The organism is Phocaeicola intestinalis (assembly GCF_014837065.1).
In the GTDB taxonomy this organism is placed as follows: Bacteria; Bacteroidota; Bacteroidia; order Bacteroidales; family Bacteroidaceae; genus Phocaeicola; species Phocaeicola intestinalis.
On the sequence record NZ_JACSPP010000006.1, the window covers coordinates 79,146 to 95,152 of the forward strand.

Annotated in this window: 21 protein-coding genes; 19 read left to right on the forward strand and 2 right to left on the reverse strand. The window is 49.1% G+C overall.

The window, feature by feature from the left end:
- Positions 1-343 precede the first annotated feature (343 nt).
- The 16 genes from H9625_RS03460 (at position 344) to H9625_RS03535 (ending at position 12,249) form a co-directional block, all read left to right on the forward strand.
- Positions 344-1,174 carry a DUF4121 family protein gene (locus H9625_RS03460; protein ID WP_118686912.1) on the forward strand — a complete coding sequence of 277 codons (831 nt, stop codon included), beginning with the start codon at positions 344-346 and terminating at the stop codon, positions 1,172-1,174.
- A 12-nt stretch (positions 1,175-1,186) separates the two neighbouring features.
- Positions 1,187-2,128 (forward strand): hypothetical protein, encoded by a 942-nt coding sequence (locus H9625_RS03465; protein ID WP_072544855.1) that lies wholly within the window; start codon positions 1,187-1,189, stop codon positions 2,126-2,128.
- Between the two features lie 80 nt (positions 2,129-2,208).
- The gene (locus H9625_RS03470; protein ID WP_118686911.1) at positions 2,209-5,211 is read left to right on the forward strand and encodes an N-6 DNA methylase; all 3,003 of its coding nucleotides are present in this window, start codon (positions 2,209-2,211) and stop codon (positions 5,209-5,211) included.
- Between the two features lie 11 nt (positions 5,212-5,222).
- Complete coding sequence (locus H9625_RS03475; protein WP_225226238.1) at positions 5,223-5,432, forward strand: hypothetical protein; 210 nt, start codon at positions 5,223-5,225, stop codon at positions 5,430-5,432.
- A 1-nt stretch (position 5,433) separates the two neighbouring features.
- Positions 5,434-5,925 carry a hypothetical protein gene (locus H9625_RS03480; RefSeq protein ID WP_057254243.1) on the forward strand — a complete coding sequence of 164 codons (492 nt, stop codon included), beginning with the start codon at positions 5,434-5,436 and terminating at the stop codon, positions 5,923-5,925.
- 12 nt (positions 5,926-5,937) lie between these two features.
- On the forward strand, positions 5,938-6,252 hold the full coding sequence (locus tag H9625_RS03485; protein ID WP_005801751.1) for a hypothetical protein: 315 nt from the start codon (positions 5,938-5,940) through the stop codon (positions 6,250-6,252).
- Between the two features lie 12 nt (positions 6,253-6,264).
- Positions 6,265-6,552 (forward strand): hypothetical protein, encoded by a 288-nt coding sequence (locus H9625_RS03490; RefSeq protein ID WP_022460396.1) that lies wholly within the window; start codon positions 6,265-6,267, stop codon positions 6,550-6,552.
- An 84-nt stretch (positions 6,553-6,636) separates the two neighbouring features.
- The gene (locus H9625_RS03495; protein WP_057254240.1) at positions 6,637-7,569 is read left to right on the forward strand and encodes a hypothetical protein; all 933 of its coding nucleotides are present in this window, start codon (positions 6,637-6,639) and stop codon (positions 7,567-7,569) included.
- A gap of 31 nt (positions 7,570-7,600) precedes the next feature.
- Entirely contained in the window at positions 7,601-8,089 is a 489-nt protein-coding gene (locus H9625_RS03500) for a DUF4313 domain-containing protein (protein WP_025279125.1), read from the forward strand.
- A gap of 39 nt (positions 8,090-8,128) precedes the next feature.
- Entirely contained in the window at positions 8,129-8,710 is a 582-nt protein-coding gene (locus H9625_RS03505; protein ID WP_057254238.1) for a hypothetical protein, read from the forward strand.
- A gap of 13 nt (positions 8,711-8,723) precedes the next feature.
- The gene (locus H9625_RS03510; RefSeq protein WP_071149208.1) at positions 8,724-8,954 is read left to right on the forward strand and encodes a hypothetical protein; all 231 of its coding nucleotides are present in this window, start codon (positions 8,724-8,726) and stop codon (positions 8,952-8,954) included.
- A gap of 10 nt (positions 8,955-8,964) precedes the next feature.
- Positions 8,965-9,561, forward strand: a complete 597-nt coding sequence (locus tag H9625_RS03515) for a hypothetical protein (RefSeq protein WP_071149209.1) — start codon at positions 8,965-8,967, stop codon at positions 9,559-9,561.
- 11 nt (positions 9,562-9,572) lie between these two features.
- The gene (locus H9625_RS03520) at positions 9,573-9,782 is read left to right on the forward strand and encodes a hypothetical protein (RefSeq protein WP_071149210.1); all 210 of its coding nucleotides are present in this window, start codon (positions 9,573-9,575) and stop codon (positions 9,780-9,782) included.
- Between the two features lie 11 nt (positions 9,783-9,793).
- Positions 9,794-10,813 (forward strand): LPD29 domain-containing protein, encoded by a 1,020-nt coding sequence (locus H9625_RS03525; RefSeq protein ID WP_071149211.1) that lies wholly within the window; start codon positions 9,794-9,796, stop codon positions 10,811-10,813.
- Between the two features lie 10 nt (positions 10,814-10,823).
- Positions 10,824-11,531: a hypothetical protein gene (locus H9625_RS03530; protein WP_071149212.1), complete on the forward strand. Its 708-nt coding sequence runs from the start codon at positions 10,824-10,826 to the stop codon at positions 11,529-11,531.
- A gap of 4 nt (positions 11,532-11,535) precedes the next feature.
- Entirely contained in the window at positions 11,536-12,249 is a 714-nt protein-coding gene (locus H9625_RS03535) for a hypothetical protein (protein WP_072544857.1), read from the forward strand.
- 54 nt (positions 12,250-12,303) lie between these two features.
- Here H9625_RS03535 and H9625_RS03540 read toward each other — a convergent pair whose 3' ends face one another.
- Complete coding sequence (locus H9625_RS03540) at positions 12,304-12,648, reverse strand: hypothetical protein (protein ID WP_168044568.1); 345 nt, start codon at positions 12,646-12,648, stop codon at positions 12,304-12,306.
- A 334-nt stretch (positions 12,649-12,982) separates the two neighbouring features.
- Here H9625_RS03540 and H9625_RS03545 point away from each other — a divergent pair, with 334 nt between their 5' ends.
- The 3 genes from H9625_RS03545 to H9625_RS03555 all read left to right on the forward strand — a co-directional run bounded on the left by H9625_RS03545 (position 12,983) and on the right by H9625_RS03555 (position 15,423).
- Positions 12,983-13,273, forward strand: coding sequence for a DUF4120 family protein (locus tag H9625_RS03545; RefSeq protein WP_071149215.1), 291 nt, complete (start codon positions 12,983-12,985; stop codon positions 13,271-13,273).
- 45 nt (positions 13,274-13,318) lie between these two features.
- Positions 13,319-14,242: a DUF932 domain-containing protein gene (locus H9625_RS03550; RefSeq protein ID WP_071149216.1), complete on the forward strand. Its 924-nt coding sequence runs from the start codon at positions 13,319-13,321 to the stop codon at positions 14,240-14,242.
- A gap of 116 nt (positions 14,243-14,358) precedes the next feature.
- Entirely contained in the window at positions 14,359-15,423 is a 1,065-nt protein-coding gene (locus H9625_RS03555) for a DUF1848 domain-containing protein (protein ID WP_168044576.1), read from the forward strand.
- A gap of 58 nt (positions 15,424-15,481) precedes the next feature.
- Here H9625_RS03555 and H9625_RS03560 read toward each other — a convergent pair whose 3' ends face one another.
- Positions 15,482-15,994, reverse strand: a complete 513-nt coding sequence (locus H9625_RS03560) for a glycoside hydrolase family protein (RefSeq protein ID WP_071149218.1) — start codon at positions 15,992-15,994, stop codon at positions 15,482-15,484.
- Between the last annotated feature and the right edge of the window lie 13 nt (positions 15,995-16,007).

Below are 16,007 nucleotides of genomic sequence, written 5' to 3' on the forward strand. Positions count from 1 at the left end.
CGCCATATTTCTCATGCTTTCAAATAACTCTTTATCTCACCTGCAAAGATAACATTTCTTTCTGAAAAGGCCATATAAACGGCTGCAATCTTACGGAATAAAAACATATCGGGAAAAACAAGCATACCGTAGCCGAGTCCCCATAACCACAGGCAAAGGTAATTCGTGTTCTTCCCGTACAAGCAAGGCCAAGCCCTTCGGGTTCGTGGAAAAAATCATCCTCGCCCCGGAGGGCTTGCGGTATTTTTTCCCGAAGCCTTGCATGTACGGAACACGACCTTTTTAAGCCTGTAGTTATGGGAACTCCGGCCCCAGAAGCCGGACTAACAAAAAATCAAATGTTATGTTACAGGCAACAAAGAACAAGTACACGGTGGAAACACTCAAACCACTGAACATTCTGTACGATCATGAACACCGGCTGACACAGCAGGACGTGGATATGGCCAACGGTTATGTGGAACTGATAGAAAGGACACGCTCTGAAAAGATTCCACAGGTCGGTGACAGACTCATCTATGTGGACAGATACGGGAAATATTACGGCAACGCCCTCATCGAGAAACGCAAAAATACGGACGGACTGATTTCCATCTGTGAAATCCCCTATATCCCTTTCATATGGGAAGAGTATGACGGTATCGGTTTAAGTGTCAGCGGAGGATCCTTCCACCATATTGACCCCCTCCAGTTGAAGTTCGTCAGATGGACGGAAGGGATATTCCAAGACTGGGGCAACTGCGGTGCGTGCGCCAACGGTGCCGTCGCATTCACGGCAAAAGTGCCGTTATGGTCCTATTCCGAACCTGACCCTCTCTACGGCGATTTCACCACTGAGACATGGAGACAGTATTATCTGACAAAAAACACGGGTCCGGACGCACGTAACCTGTACCAAGGCTTCGACAAGGCTTTCAGGACCGAAGAGGACTTCCTACAGTTCCTGAAGGACTATGAAGGGACCGTGTTCAAGGGCAACCAGGAAAACCATATCGTTCTCTGGTGTTTCCGTCATGAGAACCGGTTCCTGCCGCAGCACGAGTGGGACAAAATAGATGTCCAGGCCGTGGAACGGCGTCTCAACTTTTATCCCGAACAGGTCAAGCTGGTCAAGGACATGGACAGCCACATCACCTACTGTTACCGTATCAAACCCGAAATTGACAATCTCTAAAACAATACAGTTATGCAGACAACAGCAACAAGAACAGCAGGCAGCCACACTGACCTGCTCACAGGTATCCTGAACGTGCAAGTAAGGAACGAGGACAAGATTACAGAACAGGACAGGCAGTATTGCCAGCTCCAGCAGGACCAGCTCTACAAGACGCTTGACCGTATCGACCGTTGGTATGCCATCTTCAAGGAAGAAGCGGAACGGTACCGGGAAATCAAGAGCTTCAAGTATGAGGATAACGGTAAGGTCTCCATACGGAATTTCTATTTCAACAACAGCGGGGAGGATGACTATACCCACAACGAATTCAAACCGTTTGACCTCATCAACGAGCTTGCGGACAACAACTGCAATGCCAACGCGAATTTCGCGAATCGCATCATTTCCTATTTCAACAGGACCTACAATGTAGACGTACCCATTCCTGTAATCGACGAGAAGGCCATGCGCATGGGATTCCGTCCGGTCTACCAGACTTACGTGGACATGGTCATTGAACACCTCGGCGGAAAAAGTTTCCGTGAGACCGCAGAGGAAGAACTGCTGGCCCGTTTCCTGAAAACGGTACAGCCTTCCCGCTGGAGCAAGGTGAAGCCCGAACTGAAAAAGGACAAGATAACTTTCCCTGACATCGTGTCCTGGGACAGCATCCATCTGGAATACCACCGGGAATATGAGTTCTCGTATGACTGCGGAAGGAAAGTGGACATTTTCTGCGAAGGTATCGCATACGGGGCAGATGACGTGATAAACGGTTCAAGCGGTATGGTCATCGGCCTTGACAGACGCGATGTGGATATAACCGAATGGTACAACCTCACCCTGAGCAACGCAGAACAGATCAAGTTCTACAAGAACGGACGCATCGACGTACGCTTCAAGGACAGCCAGGCCGCAGAGAACTGCTACAGAAGGCTGCGGCTGGATGAAATCACACTCAGAGAAGAGTGATTCATGAAATACTTATTCAGACACCCCGTAAGACATCCTTGCGGGGTGTCTTCGTTTCCAACCATTAAAAAAGAAAAGACATGTATGCCATCATACCCCAACAGATTCCCCAGGACAGGCGTGCCGAGATCAACGAGAAAATCCTTTTCGCCATAGACTCCGGCAAGGACCTCGTTCCGAAGGAAAGCATCTACAACTGCTACACGGGAATCGGAGGACTGCACAACCTCAGGCAGTCGGATTTCACCAGCTACCATGAATACGCCGAGGCCAAGAAGGAATTCGAGATGGGACAGTTCTTCACCCCGCACGACATATGCCGGAGCATGGTGGAGACCCTTTCTCCGACATCGGCGGAAATGGTACTTGACATGTGCTGCGGCATGGGCAACTTCTTCAACCATCTGCCCAACCTGCACAATGCCTACGGATTCGACATTGACGGCAAGGCGGTGGCCGTTGCCAGATACCTCTACCCGGAAGCTCATATCGAGAAATGCGACATACAGCTGTACAATCCCGAACAGCGTTTCGACATCATTGTCGGAAATCCGCCCTTCAACCTGAAATTTGATTACAGGCTGTCGCAGGAATTCTACATGGACAAGGCCTATGACGTGCTCAACCCTGCCGGAATCCTGATGGTCATCGTCCCTCTCTCCTTCATGCAGAACGAGTTCTGGGAAAAGACACGCGTGGCGAAAATCAACTCGAATTTCTCCTTCATCGGCCAGACCAGGCTGGAACATTCAGCCTTCTCTACGGTGGGCGTACAGAATTTCGCAACAAAAATCATGGTATTCCTCCGCCGTTCCCTCCATATTGAAATGCAGCCCTACAACGCGGAAGAGTTTGTCAGCATGGATGAGCTGAAGAAACGCATAGCCGAAGTGCGGAAAATGAAACACCGGCTGCGCCTCCAGCTGATGCGGGAGTGCAACCATATAGACAAAGAAGAGCTGGAACAGTTCGAGTACAGGCTCGCCAAATACATGTACGAGCTGAAAGCCCATGCCGTGCTGAACAGGCATGTCGAAAAGGCGGAGGCGCTGGTGTCCAAATTCCGCAACCAGAAACCGCCGGAAAATGCCACCCGGGAACAGATAAAGGAATGGGAACGCAAGAAGCTGACCACCGGCAAGGTTCTCGGCATCATCCGCAGGTACATCACCTCGCAGAACGTGGTGCCGCGCAAGGAAGTGGCATTGGTGAAGACATCCTACGGCTTCAAGCTGAAGCAATATGCCCCGCGTCTGCTTGACAAGGTCACGCACAAGGCCGCAGGCATCAACGACCTCATACTCGGAAGGGCCGAACTCCCGATGCCGGAAAACGTCACAGAAAAGAACATGCGGCAGATCCGTGCCGCCAGTAAACTGATACGGCGCAAACAGAGGCAATACGAGACCCAGAATCTCCAGTTTGCGGAAATGCGGGAAGATGCCGGCCTGAAGGAATACCTGGACCGCACCACATTCATCAACAAGGACGGTGAAGTCTGCGAATTCACGGACTTGCAGAAACACGACCTGAACCTCGTGTTGCAGAAACGCTACGCCCTGCTGAACTGGCAGCAGGGTTCAGGCAAGACCGCCGCCGTCTATCACAGGGCGAAATACCTGCTCAAGTTCAGAAAGGCAAAGAACGTCATCATACTTGCCCCGGCCATCGCCACCAACATGACCTGGATACCGTTCCTTACCATAAACAAGGAACGCTTCCGTACAATACAGACCGCCGGCGACCTCAACAACATACCGGAAGGGACATTCCTTGTCGTCTCCACCTCCATGCTCCGGAAACTGAAAAGAGGACTGATGCGTTTCGTGAAACGCACTTCCGGCAAGCTGTGCCTTGTCTTCGACGAGTCGGACGAAATCACCAATCCCACATCGCAGCGTACAAGAAACATCCTGTGCATATTCAGGAGGCTCAGGTACAAGATCCTCGACACGGGAACAACCACCCGCAACAACATCGCGGAACTGTACAGCCAGTTCGAACTACTCTACAACAACTCCGTAAATATGATATGCTGGAGCCCGCAGGTCTACCACGAAAACAGGGACCACGAGATAGAGGAAGAGAACAACCCGGATTACGGAACACCGTTCCCCGCCTTCAGGGGGCATGTCCTTTTCCGTGCCTGCCACTGTCCGGGGAAAGCCACTGTATTCGGCATCGAGAAACAGAACCAGGACGTGTACAACAAGGACGAACTCTCCGAACTTATCGGCAAAACGGTCATCACCCGTAAATTCAGGGACTTCGCAGGAGAGAAATACCGGATACGGACACATACCGTCCGTCCCTCGGAAGGAGAACACGAGGTATACCGTGTCATCATCGAGGAATTCTGCCGCATCTGTGAGCTGTACTACAACAGCACGGGAGACACGAAAAAGGATGCAGGACTGAGACTCATGAGGCAGATCAAGCTGCTTATCAAAGCCTGTTCGGTACCTCACCTGATAGAGGGATACTACGGTGACAGTTATCCTTCCAAGACCCGCTATATTGAAAGGCTCATAAGGACAATACCGGGTAAGGTTGCCATCGGATGTACCACATTGGCGGCCTTCGACCTCTACGAGAGCTATATCCGGGAACATTTTCCCGACAGACCTGTATTTGTGGTCAAGGGAGATGTAGCCTTCAAGAAACGGCAGAGCATCGTGACCGAATTCGACTCCACCATCAACGGCATCCTGATATGCACACAGCAGAGCCTGAGCAGCTCCGTGAACATACCTACCTGCAACGACGTGATACTGGAATCCCTGCAGTGGAACATCCCCCGTATGGAACAGTTCTACTTCCGTTTCATCCGTCTCGATTCCAAAGAAATGAAGGATGTCCACTACGTCACCTACGAAGATTCGGTCGAACAGAACCTGATGGCACTGGTACTGACCAAGGAGCGTCTGAACGAATTCATCAAGACCGGTGAGGTCAAAGAACAGTCAGAAATCTTCGAGGAGTTCGACATCACAATGTCTGTCATCGACAGCCTGCTCATCCGCACGCAGGACAGTGAAGGCAAAATACACATCAGCTGGGGAAGCCAGCGCATAACAGAATAAATATGAACCGTATGAAGAAGACCGGGAGTTCCATTCCCACCGACAAAGGTAAGCCGCGTCCCCATCGGCTGAGCAAGGTCAGGCCGCAGGCGGTTTTCAGGAAAATCATCCTCGCGGAGCTGCGGTATTTTCCCGAAAAACCCTGCACAGCCGGGACACGGCACCTTGTCGAGGTCGGTGGAATGGAATCCCCGGCATCCACATACATAAAAGACAAGTAATATGGATCTGAACAATGCAGAGATTGCCGTGACCACACAGCATCTCATTGACATAAAGGATTACAGGGACTACTGGCTGCACCTGTCCGACTACAGCGACATGGGCGAGTTCCTGAGTGCCTGTTCCGACCTGTTTCCCGGGGAAAAGGAACCGGAATACCGGTATCCGAAATGGGAAAACATTCCGGACACACTGATCAGCCGTGAATGGCTCTGTCCCAACTTCTTCGAGATCAGGGATGCCCTTGAAAGGCTCGAAGAGGAAGAAACGGAGTTTTTCATAAGCTGGAGCAGAAGTTACGGATATGACATCACCACGGATGACCCGCACATGATGGTATCACACTACCATGACCTGTACGGGGATACCGTCACGGAAACGGAAGAAGACGCGGACACGGGAGAAGATGCCCTGATATACACGGGCGTATCAAGCTACTACTGCGACATGCTTACATTCCGTTACGAAATATTTGATGACAATTATGACTAAAAGACAAAAGATATGGAAATCAACTTCAAAGGACCTGTAATGCCTATCGACCCATACTCGCAGCTGGCATTCGTGGAAATACTGAACATACTACTGACGGCGGGACACATCGTGGATGTGAACCGCTTCCTCATAAGCAGGAATGTCAATCCGCAGTTCGGCTCACTGTCAGGCTATTTCAGATGGTCGTTCGCCGGAGACCATTTTACCCTCTGGCAACGCACGGACTACAATTCAACGCTATGTTTTAACCACAGGATACTCGATCTGCCTTTCGGTGTCCTGGCAGCAAAAGACAGCGGGAAAGACAAGGAAACGGCAAACTGAAAATGAAACGATATGGAAACTACGATAAAAATACCCAACCGGGAAATCGCGCTCGCGGCATTTGACAGGCTCCGCCGGGAAAAAAGGAAGGATGCCGCACTGAGGCTGGCCGGGTGTATGCTCAGAGGGACATACATATCCCTCGGCATCGGTGATACCGACTGGGAAATAGACACCGCACTGCACAAATGCGGCGGTGAGCCTAAAACCGGATACGGTCATATGGCACATTTCCACTTCGACGGCGAGACGGAAATGGAAACAGAGAAATATGAAAGGCTCAAGGAAGAGTACGAATGACAAGGGAGCGGCCGAAAGGTCGCTCTTCTCATTTATAAACGACATGTACGGGAAACAGAATCCTGCCGTACACAGGTAACAGAAATGGAAGAACAGGAAAGACTGACAATGGAACTCGTGAAATCGCTCATGGACAAGTCCTACACGCTGGTATGGGTGGACTACAACGACAATCTCGACAACTGCCGTGACACCATCCAGAAGTGTCTGGAAGAAAGGAGCTGTGAAAGTCTGTGGGAGAAAGTGGACGAATGGTACGGTGACGCCGAATGGGAAGCTGTCCGTGAAATCGTCTCAAAGCTGAAGGATGAATGTATCCGTTTCCATGATTTCGGGGAAGAGGAAGTGGACAAGTTCTTTCAAGAACACGAAGACGAAATCAGGGAAGAAATCTATGACAGAAACGACTCTGACACGCTGAAAGAACTTCTCAAAAACACGGATGACATCCCCGTGCGTGTCGAGATGCTGTCAAACTACGACTGCATCAATTCCAACTGGCTGGAATCGCAGGAAGGATACCGGTACAAGGAATCCTATTTCGGGGATATGATAGACGCGCTGAACCTCAATCCAGCCAAAGTGAAGAAAATGCTGGTGGAGAAAGGCTACACGGTATATGGCCGGTTCCCCGACAAAAAATACAGGGACGGCAAGGAACAGGTATCCTATGAACAGTTCTACCATGAACTTATCAACTCCTGCTGCGGTGCCAACCTGCTGACCTATATCGGCAAGGTAAGCCTGCAGGAACTTTATGATGCCGGATTCTCGCTTGGGGAAGTCATTATTCCCAAAGGCAACTGCTGCGGCATCTTCAGCTCCATGTACGGCGGTGGAAGCCTCCTGGAAATGGAACTCCTGAAAGATGTCAGACTGAAACTGGAAGTCAGGGACTATCACGGATTCCGCTTCCGTCTTGACAGCGAGAACTCAAAATATGAATGCTCCATCAAGCATGTGTACGGGGTATGCGATTCCTTCTTCGGAGAAAAGATAGGTCTTGTCGCTTCATAAATCAAGTATGGTCAATTAAAGATATCAAATCATGGAAAAGAAATATGCAATCATCCTATTCAAGGGAAAAGAATACCTGTGCGGACACGAAGACGGCTGCCATTACGATGTGTCCTGCCCGGTGAGGACATTCACTGAAGGAGAAGACGACTTCAAAATTCAGGAATCCGGGAAAAACCGGTCTGAAAGGACATTCCGGTACCATGGAAAGGAATTCAGGCTTGTCACCGGCTTCTACCCGAACGGATGGCCGGTTCTGAGTCTGGAATCACCGGACAACGGGGAACTATACACGGTACTTACCGTCAATCTGGAAGACTCTCCGGCATTCGGGATTCCCGACCAGGCATTCATTGACATAAACAACAATCCGGAAGCGATGGAATTCCTCATAAGGAACAGCCTTGCCGAAGATACGGGATACAGACGCAAAAGCGGATGGGTAGAATACCCGATGGCCAAACTGAACCTGGCTGAACTGTACCGGTTGTCACCGGAATCGTTCGAGAACCAAGAATAAGAATCAACAACAGAAATCATTAACCAAATCATAGGAATTATGGCAAAGTACGATGTAAGAGTAAGGTACACCTTCGAGGGTACCTACAAGGTCGTGGCGGAAGACCGCGACGAGGCGGAAAGAATTGTAACGGAAGACTGCGGTCTGGTATTGGGCGGAAACATCCACACTACCTGCGATGATGACGAGGTGACAGACTGGAGATTCGGCTGTCACCCCGACATGCAGATCCTTTCTTTCAGGGAACGGGGTGGCAAAGGCAAGGTCAGATACACGTCCATGTGTTTCAGCGACAGGATTGAAGAACTGAGAAAGGACATAATCGAAGCCATCAGGGAGCTGCTTGATGCGCAGGGACTGAAAGAAATCACGTTTACCGACAACGAAGAAGACCCCGTATGGATTATCTGGTTTGACGATAATGGAGACCCATACGAGTGTTATGTTACAGGAATTGAGGTTACTGACAAGTTCATTACCGTGTTGGCAACAATAAAGGACAGTATGGAAGAGGTTTTCTGTCAGAGTCCTTTCGAACTTGGAGCCAGCAACATTGATTGGCTCAATCAAATGTACGAAGCAGTCAGGCTTCAACTTGAAAATACAAACGGGAACTCTTAAAACGAAAGACAATATGGCAACAAAAGTCAATATGGACAGACACGTCCGGGAGGGATGGACTGTCGGAGCGTTCATCAGGGAGCTGGCCCCGCAGGTGGAAATGATCATGAGCGGGCAAAGCTGGAGGGAACCTTTCAGAAACAAACAGGAACTGGCGGACTGGTGCAGGGACAACCAACCCTATTACAAGAAAAGGATTCCTGAAGTGAACAGCCATTTTGCAAAAATGTATAACCTCAAATAGAAACAACAGTATGAAATATCAAGCGGAAAATGCAGTGTCCAGCTACTTCTACTACATGTGGAATACCTGGTGCGAGGAAGAGTGCAAGACAGTCTTCAAGGAAATGTACCCACATTTTTGGGAAAAATGGAGTCTGATGACGGACAAGGGTGTATTCGGAGCCTCCGAACGGTTCTATGCGGAACTGACGGACCGCTACAGGGAAAAACTGGTGGAACGGGCCGTCAGCCTGTATGACGGCAAGGCCAGGCGCAAACACCCGGACGATTCCAAAATCAAAGTGTGCAGTGACTGCGGTTCAACAGAGATTGAGATTCAGGCATGGGTGGATGTAAACACGAACGAATACCACAGTGACGTGGACGATGACATCTGGTGTTCCCAGTGCGAGGACAATGTGGAGACCTGCTCCAAGCAATCCTTTCTGGAAAAGATGCAGGAATGGTGGAAATCCAACAATACCGATAACCTTGAATACCTGACCGGATTCAAGACATCCGATTTCCCTTCAGCCAATTCCGGGCAAACATTCTCCGAGGCCGCCGACGAATGGTGGAACGGCAAAAACTATGACGAGAAGAGGAACATATACCTGACAAACAATTAAAGACAACAGATATGGCACGGAATATCATTGACCTGATCTGCAACTCATGCAGTTGCGGCAAGGAAGAGGCACAGGAATACCTGGACGACGAGATAAGAAACCTGCAGGAACTTCAGGAGGACAACGACCTGAGAAGCGAAGACTTCGAAATCGCGTGCAGCAACCTCGGGCTTGACCTGGACTGGCAGATATATTTCATCAACCGTCTCGCGGGACTTTAACGGATACAGACATGACTTATTTTCAAAACATACACTCTCTGGCGGACCTGAAAAAGGAATACCGCCGTCTGGCAATGCTTCACCACCCGGACAAGGGTGGTGACACTGCCCTCATGCAGCAGGTGAACACCGAATTCGGAAAATTGTTCGAGGTCTGGAAAGACAAGCCCTGCGTTTCCACAGCTCCAACAGGCTACGAACACGACTTTCAGGGTGCCACCGCAAAGGAATACACCGAATATGTGTACAATGAATACCGCTGGAAAGGACACAACTATACCGGACAGTCCGCACCGGAGATCACGGAACTGGTCAGGGCATGGCTCAAGGAAACCTACCCGAGATATACCTTCTCGGTCCGCAGGGACGGATACAATTCAATCCTTATCCGGCTGATGAAAGCAGACTTCGAGGCTTTCACCAAAGAGTCAGGAAAAATACAGGGAGACATCAACCACTACAACATCCAGACATCAGACAGTCTGACCGACCGGGCCAAGGACGTGATGACAAACGTCAGGGATTTTGTGATGTCATACAATTTCGATGAAAGCGACCCCATGACCGACTATTTCCACACCAACTTCTATCTCACGCTCGGAATCGGCAGCTACAGACAGCCGTACCGGATGGAACTGCCGAAAATTACGGGAAAAGACAATCCTGAAGCTTTCAGACATCCCGAAGGAGCGGCACACAAGGCTATACGTCAGGCACTGGGCAAGGCCCGGTTCGGCTTCATCGAGAACCGAAGACATATCGGGGAAATGATACTTGGAGAGGACTTTTACGGCTCACAGGGCGAACATTATTTCTGGCCCAAGGAATATTCGAGTGCGAAGACGGCACAGAAACGCATCGGGAAACTGGAGGCAGCCGGAATGCGCTGCGAACTGACAGGCTGCAACGGCGGATACATACGCCTGCTCGGATATACCCCGGAAACGGAAAGCAATCTGGAACGGGAAAGGCAGGAATATGCCACTGCATACCGCACATGGCAATCAAGGCGGAATTTTAAAACAACTTAAATCAAAATTTATGGATACGGAAAATTTGAACAAATGGTGGTACTCGTTGCCGGAAGAAATCAGAAAAAAGCTATATGTACAGGAAAATATCAATGTATGGAAAGACCTTGACATGTCGACACGGGTTGCCATGTTCCGGTATTGCCGGATGAAAATATTCGGGATAGGGAAAAACGGGGATATGGAACGGTCGCTGCTTATCGAAACGGTATGCGGACTGGCGGATATCGCCCTCGTGAAAAGAAGCGGCATTGCGCTTGAAGATATGTGCGATGACGAAGGAAATTTTCTTGAAGAATATCAGAAGCAGTTCAACACGGTTTATGACCGTTATGAGGCGGTGCTGGCAAACATGGACTGGACGAACTGTTGTACAGACATGGAAATATCCGTCCGGGAAATAATTGAGCACCTGGAAAAAACAGGCTACAGCCGGGTGGACATTGATACGGACAGAAGAACCGCAAAGACATTCTACACCTACCGTGGCGGGCTTCATATCAACGGTACGGGAAACCTGTCATTCCATATCCTACCTCCACAGGACAGTCTCGGACTGGGACGGTTTGCAATATGCGCCACCCGGAACGGGGAAAGCTCACAGCTGGGGACAGACCAAGCCCCGTTCTTTTTCGGGCGGCTGCTTGCCTTCCTCAAAGGTGAGAGAAAAGAGAATGAGATAATAGATGAAATATCTACCGACAGAAAAACAGAATAGAAACATGAAAGCAAAAGTATTGAAATACAAGTTTGACGGCAACACCATCGTTGCCCCATACATGGAACTTGAGCCGTATGCGGAGAATGTATTCATCTCGCTGGCAAGAAAAAACGAATACGGAAACGAAAGTGAAGACAGTTTCCATATAATCTGCAAGATAGGTGATGTCCATTTTTCCTGTGGACAGTATTCACGCAGAATACTTGACAAGGAGGGGCACCGGGAAGAAGCGGCGACCTATTGCAAGAACTGGATTGAAAACACCCTGAAGGATGTAGAGGATGGAAAAATCATTCCCCTCTTGTCTGTCCATGTATTCAATGCACTCGGTCTTGACTCCACCCCTTTGGTACAGGCCCGTGAGGAATATGCAAAAAAGCAGGAAGAAAAGCGACTGGAACGGAAAAGAAAAGAAGAACTGGAAAGAAAGGAGAAAGAAACCCGATGGCAACAGTTGCTTGACGAGAACAAGCGGAAATTCCTGGACGGTGAGAAAATAACGGCAGAAATGTTTCTTGAAATTACCGGAAGGGACGGCTTTGACATCCATATCAGAACCAAAGGGACATTCAACAGGCATGTGACAGCAATCGACAGGAACGGAACCGTCAGTTTCCGAAAATACAAAGGCCGCCGTACTCCCGACTTTACCGGGTGCCATAAGGCTGTGGCAGACTATCTTGCATTTCTTGCCGGAAATGAAATCAGAAAATAAGATCCAAAGCGGTAACAGCTCTCCTATGCAACTGTTACCGCTATTATCTGAATTTTACAGCTTTCTGTTCAGTACCATCGCCAAGGGATATATAAACTGGTTATAGACCTTGAGCTTCTTCAGATCCAGCACATACCCTGCATAGGGATTGGTACAATCCGAATAGAAAAACACATCGGTAAAACCCGCATGTTCCTTTATGATTTCTCCTTCCAAGGGAATCTCGTCCACATCAAACTCTTCCAGAGGCAGTTCCTCCAGGCGGGCATGTTCCCCATTGCCCAACACATTGAGGTTACGGTTGAACAGCACGTATCCCTGCTTACTGTAATCCACACGCATACCATACGGACGCTCCACAAGGAAAGCATCCGCAGCTTTCTTTATATAATCTTCCATGATTTTTCAAATTAGGATTTGCAAAAGTACACCATTCCTTTGTCAAAGACGAACAAATCAATGGGTTTCTCACCGACATAGCTGCAAGAAAATACAACGACACACAACCTGTATATTTTATTTTCCTCCAGCAAAGGTAGTCCCGTGTCCAACGTACCCGGACAAGGTCAGGCCCCTATGGGGTTGGCTGAAAGAAAATCATCCTCGCCGGTGGCTGCGGTATTTTCTTTCGCCAAACCTTGCGGGTACGGTCACGGGACAGTCAGGCAGGCGAAAAATAAAAAATACCGGCTCCCGAAGCCGGACGTGTTTAACAGATAAAATACAATGACTCATGAAAATCCTGAATGAAGAACATTTCCAGAATGTAAAGCGTTACGCCGAATCCATCGGTGACACATCACTCCAGAACTGTCTGGATAGACTGAAAAAATGGGAGGAGAATCCAGACCATCCAAGCGAAATCTCGCTCTATTATGACCATGCACCGTACTCGTTCGGCTTCACGCAACGCTATCCCGACGGAAGCATCGGCATCGTAGGCGGTCTGCTCTATCACGGAATACCGGACCGGTCTTTTGCCGTGACACTTGAACCGTTCCACGGATGGCAGATACATACCTGAAAAAAGATAGACAATCATAGTATTAACTTTATAAAATTCAAGATTATGGAAGCAATGGCAGTATTGGAAAAACAACAGCAGTTTGATTTTCAGAACAACGGAATCGAAGTAATGAACTTCGAGACTCTCCAGCGTACCTACAAAGAAAATGACATCTACGGCAAGCCTGTCCAGGGCATCTATCACTACCAGGTCCTGCAGCGTATGATGGACATCTGCGAGAAGTACAACCTCGATTACGAGGTGGAAGAAATCTTCGCGGCACAGAACAGGAACAAGACACAGCCGGGAGTAAGCATTCTCCCGCAGGTGGAACAGACACTTGGTGAAAAAGCAGTGGAAGCGCACATCCTCCGACGCATCTTCGCGACCATCCGGATCAAGGACTGGGAAACGGACGAGCTGACGACTACGCTGGTCGTCGCCTACCATCAGGACGGCATACAAGCGGCCATAGGCCCGTGCGTGAAGATATGCCATAACCAGTGTATCCTATCACCGGAAAGGAGCATCTGCAATTACGGAAAAAACAAGGTGACAACGGAAGGGGTATTCGAAACGGTGGACGGTTGGCTGGCAAACTTCGAGGTGAACATGAACGAGGACATCGCAAGGATTCAGCGGCTGAAACGCAGAATTGTCTCCCTGGAGGAAGTGTATATGTATATCGGGCTGCTGACAGCATTGCGCGTCTCCCATGACAGTTCGGACAGGAACCTGTCATCCTCCGTGGAAACCTACCCGCTGAACCAGAGCCAGATTTCCATCTTCACGGAAGAGGTGCTGAAACTGGTCCGCGAAAAGGGACAAATCACCGCTTGGGACTTGTATAACGTAGCGACTGAGATATATAAGCCGGGCAGAACGGATTTCCCGGCACTGATTCCACAGAATGGGGCAATGGCGGAACTCCTGCTTTCCCGTCTTCCAGCAGAGGTGGAAATACAGGATGCGGTTCTGGTAAGCTGAACGGCTACAGAATGAAATATTCATATTATTTTTGCCGCAAGCAAACCAATGACATATCAACAACCCGGACAGGCGTTCATAACCGACGCCTGTCTTTACTATATAATTTTAACAATATGACTTGGAAAAAAGCAAATATCATCATAGACGGCCGAAAGATGGAAGTCCCGGCTCCCGACATCATATCGGCAAGCCGCAGCACGGACATCCCGGCATTTTATGCGGACTGGTTCTTCCATCGGCTCGAAACCGGCTATTCCGTGTGGAACAACCCGTTCAACGGAAAAAAGAGCTATATCTCTTACCGGAATACAAGATTCATAGTGTTCTGGTCGAAAAATCCCAAACCTCTTCTTCCTTATCTGCCGATCCTGAAAGAAAGAGGTATCGGTTGCTATATCCAGTTCACTTTGAATGATTATGAGGAAGACGGACTGGAAACCGGTGTTCCTCCGCTGACAGAACGTATTGAAACATTCAGGACCCTTTCTGAGATATTGGGTAAAGAAGCCGTAATATGGCGGTTCGATCCGCTGATACTCACAGACAACATATCCGTGGATACTCTGATTGAAAAGATCGAACGTGTAGGAACGGAGATACACAATTGTACGGAAAAGCTGGTTTTCAGTTTTGCAGACATAGACTCGTACAGAAAGGTCAAGGCCAACATGACAGACAGCGGAATCCCGTATCATGAATGGAATAAAGAAAAAATGGAGGAACTTGCCGGAAAACTGACGGTACTGAACCGTAACAGAGGATGGAATCTGGAGCTGGCTACCTGCGGCGAAAATCTGGATTTTGGCAAATACAGGATATCCCATAACCGCTGCATCGACGGTGACCTGATAGCACGTCTGGCATGGAAAGACAAGGAACTGATGTCTGCATTGGGAGTCACCATACAGGAAATGCCGTCTCCAGCCTTTTTCGACATGAATGACCTTCCTTACGGTGCTGTGCTTCTACCTGGCAACAAATACTTCGTCAGCAATCACAAAAAGGATCCGGGACAACGTGCCTCATGCGGATGTATGGCAGCCAAGGATATTGGGGAATACAATACCTGCCCTCATCTCTGCGAATACTGCTATGCAAATTCAAGCAAAAAATCGGCAATCATGAACTGGGAAATGCACCGGCAGAACCCTATGGCGGAAACGATAACCGGAAAGTAGAACAACAGACGAGGAAGAAACTGACAGTCAAAAGACTGAAAGATTCTTCCTCGTTTTTTTACTCTTCGAAGAGCAGCATATATTCCACCTTCCTTCTCCGTTCAATGCTCGGCACTACCTTGCCTTTGTAACACCGGAAAGAAACATACTCCTTATAGATATTCCGGTCTCCGGCCTCCAGCTTCTTCAACAATTTGCTTTTGGGCATCTTGCCGTAACCTTTCAGACGGTATGCCCCCACATTATAGCTCAAAACAGCGGCAATCAATGAATCACGTCCCAGATAACTGAACATACGGCACAGCTTGCGTAAATCCGCTCTCAGGATTGAATCCCCCTGTTCTTTTGTAATGTCATTGGTCAGCCTTTCCCCGGGAAGGACCTTATGCCCGTACCCGACATAAGGCCAGTGTCTTTTTTCTCCATGCCAGCCCTCGAACCGCTTAATGCACTCAACCGCAAGGCTGAACCTGTCCTGTTTTTCCTTTACCGGATTCTCCGCCCGCAACGGTATGCTCCCGAAGCAGATGATGGCGAAAAACGCCGCAAACAAATTTGCTTTTATTCCCATAGGCAGGTCAGGT